At 77.1% G+C, this 3,516-nt stretch carries 2 protein-coding genes; one reads left to right on the top strand and one right to left on the bottom strand.

The window, feature by feature from the left end:
* Positions 1 to 1,811, bottom strand: a 1,811-nt coding sequence (locus ABT106_RS31470; RefSeq protein WP_351284347.1) for a putative Ig domain-containing protein, incomplete at its 3' end; no start/stop codon positions are given.
* A 466-nt stretch (positions 1,812 to 2,277) separates the two neighbouring features.
* Between ABT106_RS31470 and ABT106_RS31465 the strand changes: the two genes are divergently transcribed.
* On the top strand, positions 2,278 to 3,516 hold a 1,239-nt coding region (locus ABT106_RS31465; RefSeq protein WP_351284345.1), incomplete at its 3' end, for an ATP-binding protein.

The raw sequence follows: 3,516 nt of genomic DNA, 5'->3' as shown, positions 1-3,516 counted from the left end.
TCGCCATGTTCGCGCTGAGCGAGGCGGTGCGCGGCGCGTACAACTACGTCGAGGACTGCGCCCGGTCGGTGGACATGCTCGCCGACACGGCCAGCCGTCCGGCCCGCGTTGTCGGTCACCGTGAGGGTGCTGGTGCGAAAGCCCCAGGTGGTGGGGGTCCCGGAGACGGTGCCGGTGGCCGCGTTCACGGTCAGGCCCGCCGGGAGGTTCGACGCCTTGAAGGAGTACGGGGCGCTGCCGCCGGCCGCCCGGAGCGGCAGCGTGACGGGCCGGCCGATGGAGGAGGTCTGGTTGCCGGGGTTGGCCAGGGTCGGGCTGCCTCCCTGGCCGGTGGTGACGGTCCAGGTGAAGGCGGCGCTCCCGGTCCGGCCGGCCTTGTCGGTGGCGGTGACGGTCACGCGGGAGGTCCCGGCGGTGGTCGCGGTCCCGGAGACCGTTCCGGTCGCGGGGGCGATGGACAGGCCCGCGGGCAGGCCCGTGGCGGACCAGGTGTACGGGGCGGTGCCGCCCTCGGCGCTGTTGCGCAGCTCCGCGGCGCCGCCGACGGCGGTGGTCTGCGAGGACACGGCCGCGACGGTCACGTTGCCGGGCTGCGGGGTGGAGGTCACCAGGCTGGCGCCGAAGCGGGTGAGGGCCTCGCCCACGGGCTGGAAGATGGTGAACTTCTCCCCGCTGCCCGAGGTGCACGTGGCGCTGCCGCCGCCGGAGTGCAGGCCGACGGCCTTGCCGCCGGTGGCGGTGACGTAGGCGCCGCCCGAGTCGCCGCCGGCGGAACAGGCGCTGGAGTAGGAGAGGCCGTCGATGACGACGCTGCCGTAGTCGACGCTCTGGTCGACCTTGGTGACCTCGCCGCACCGCAGGCTGGTGGTCTGGCCGGAGCGGCAGACCGCGGTGCCGACGACCGCTTCGGCGGCTCCCGTGACGGTGATGTCGCCCTGGCCGTATCCGGCGACGGTGGGGGCGAGGTTCCAGCCGGGCTGGTCGACGTCGACGATGCCCATGTCGCCCTCGCGGGCGTTGACGCTGCCGCTGCCGTTCTTGTTGGACGTGCCGACCCGGCTGCCGTCCTTGCCGTAGGCGGGCTGGTTCGCGTCGTTGGTGCAGTGGCCGGCGGTCAGGAAGCCCTTGGCACCGCCGCTGGTGCGGGTCACGGGGAAGCCGATCGAGCAGGGGCTCTCCGTGCCGGGCGTCCACTTCTCCCCGCCGATGACGTCCGCCTGCTGGCGGGGGCTCTGGTCGGAATCGGCGACGTGCACGACGGGGCCCAGCGCGGCCACTTCGGTGAGGAAGGCTTCGGTGGCCGGCGTCCGGCCGGTCCGGGCGACGGTGACCTCGACCCGGTTGTTGCGGACGTCCGGGCCCCACGCGTGGACCCCCGGGACGCCTGCGCCGGCCAGCGCCGACACGCTCCGGGCGGCCGTGTCCAGCTCGGCCCGGGTGTGGGCGGCCGGACGGACGACCGCACCGGCGGCGCGGGCGGTGGCCGCGTCCGCCGGGTCGGCGACGGCGGCGTTCAGGGAGCCGGAGGCGGCGTCGAACCACAACCCGGCCACTCGGTCCCCCAGTTGGGCGCGGATGCGGGTGGCGACCTGGGCGGCCGCCGATTCGTCGGCGGCCCGGCGGCGCACCTCGCCCGCGGAGAGGCCGAGGTCCCGCCGCATGGCCTCCATGACCTGGGGCGGTACGGACGGGCCGGGGGCCGCCTGGGCCGCGGCGGGGACGGCGGCGAGCCCGGCCAGGGTGACGACTGCCGCGAATCCGGCCAGCAGGGGCCGGTGTGCCGGCAGGTGCCGGTGTACGAGTGCACGCACGGAGGTGTTCCTCTCGATGGGGGGACGCACCGGCTGGGACGCCGACGCGGGCCGGGAACCGCCCGCTGGGGAGGCGGGCGGACCGCCCCCCGGCCGGCACCCGGAGCGGGGAGCCGGTGCGGAAACCGTCCGGGGGGTGGCCAACACGGTCCGCCTGTCGGCGGGTCGGGGGCATCGGAGGAATCCCTTGCGGTCTCGGAGGGACCCTCGCGGTCGCACGCATCCCCGGGGTGCGCGCGCCGGGGGCGGGAAGACGGTGAGCCGCCCGGCCGGACTCCCCCGCGCCCGCCGGCCCGGGGTGGACCCGCCGGCCCCACTCCGGCTCCCCCCGCGGGCCGGGGGCGGCTCACCGCACCCCAACGATGCGGTCCCCGGGCCGCTTTGCCATCAGGGGAAACCCTTGACCTGCCGGGATGCCCGCCCGGCCGTTGTCAGGGTGTGCGAACCGGTCCTACCGTGCCGTGGTGTGACGGACGTCGAAGAGGCAGCGGGCCCGGATGCGGAGTTCTCCTCGTGGCGGGGCGCGGTCCACGCGGTGGTACGGGCCCTGCGCGACGGGGGCCGGGTCGCGGTCACCGGCGCCTGGGGGTCGGGGAAGACCACGCTGCTGGGCGAGGCCCTGGACGAACTCCGCGGCGGGCAACGGGCCGTGCTGCGGGTCACCTGCGCCGACGCCGACCGGGCCCACGCGTTCAGCGCGGTGGCGCAACTGCTGTCGGCCGTACCCCCCGAGGTCCTCGCCGCGCTGCCGGCCGGCTGGCGGGCCGTGGTGGACCGGCTGCTGCGGCGCTGCGCCGACGGCCCGGCCGGACGGGACGAGACCGCCGCGGTCCGGCTCGCGGTGGCGGGCCTGCTCGGGTCCGCGCCCGGCTTCCTCCTCGCCGTCGACGGGGTGCAGTGGCTGGACGAGGCCAGTGCGGACGTCCTGGGCTACGCGGTGCGCACGGTCGCGGCGCCCCGGCTGGCCGTCGTGGTGTGCGAGCGGGCGCGGGACGGGCGCGGGACGGCGGCGCGCCTCCTGGGCGGCCATCCCGTGCACGTCCCGGTGCCCGCGCTGGACGTGGCGCTCACGTCGGCGGTCGTGGTCCGCCACGGTCTGCCCCACCGGTGGGCGACCCCCGTGCACCAGAGCTGCGGGGGCCATCGGCTGCTCACCGAGACCGCGTGCGCCGCGCTGGCCCGGCAGGGTCCCGGCGCCCGGCACGCACGCGTCGTACCGCCCGCGGCGGTCCGGGCCGCGGAGGCGTGGCTGAGGGAGCTTCCCGCGCCGGTCCGGGCGACGCTGCTGGTCGCGGCACTGGCCCGGCAGCCCACCGTGGCACTGCTGGAGCGGGCCGGACGCGACGGCGCCGAGGACGAGCTGCGGCTGGCTCAGGCGGCGGGCGTCCTCCACGACGGCCCGCCGGGGGCGGTCCGCTTCACCGCGCGGGTCCTCGCCGACGCGGCGGTGAGCCTGGCCGGGAAGGCGGAGCGGATCGCCGCGCACGGCGCGCTGGCCGGCGCGGTGGCGGATCCGGTGCAGGTCGTACGGCACCGGGCGCTGGGCCGGCGGGACGCCGTCGACCAGTGTCTGGCCGAGGACACGGCGGTGGCCGCCGGGCAGGCCCGGGAGAGCGGTGAGCGGAAACTGTCGGCCGAACTGTTTCTTCTCGCGGCCGAGTTGACGCCGTTGTCCCGGGACCGGCTGCGCCTGGAACGCTACCTC

This window comes from Streptomyces sp. NPDC002044, assembly GCF_040296725.1.
Classification (GTDB): domain Bacteria; phylum Actinomycetota; class Actinomycetes; order Streptomycetales; family Streptomycetaceae; genus Streptomyces; species Streptomyces antarcticus.
This window is presented reverse-complemented; position numbering and strand designations above follow the sequence as displayed.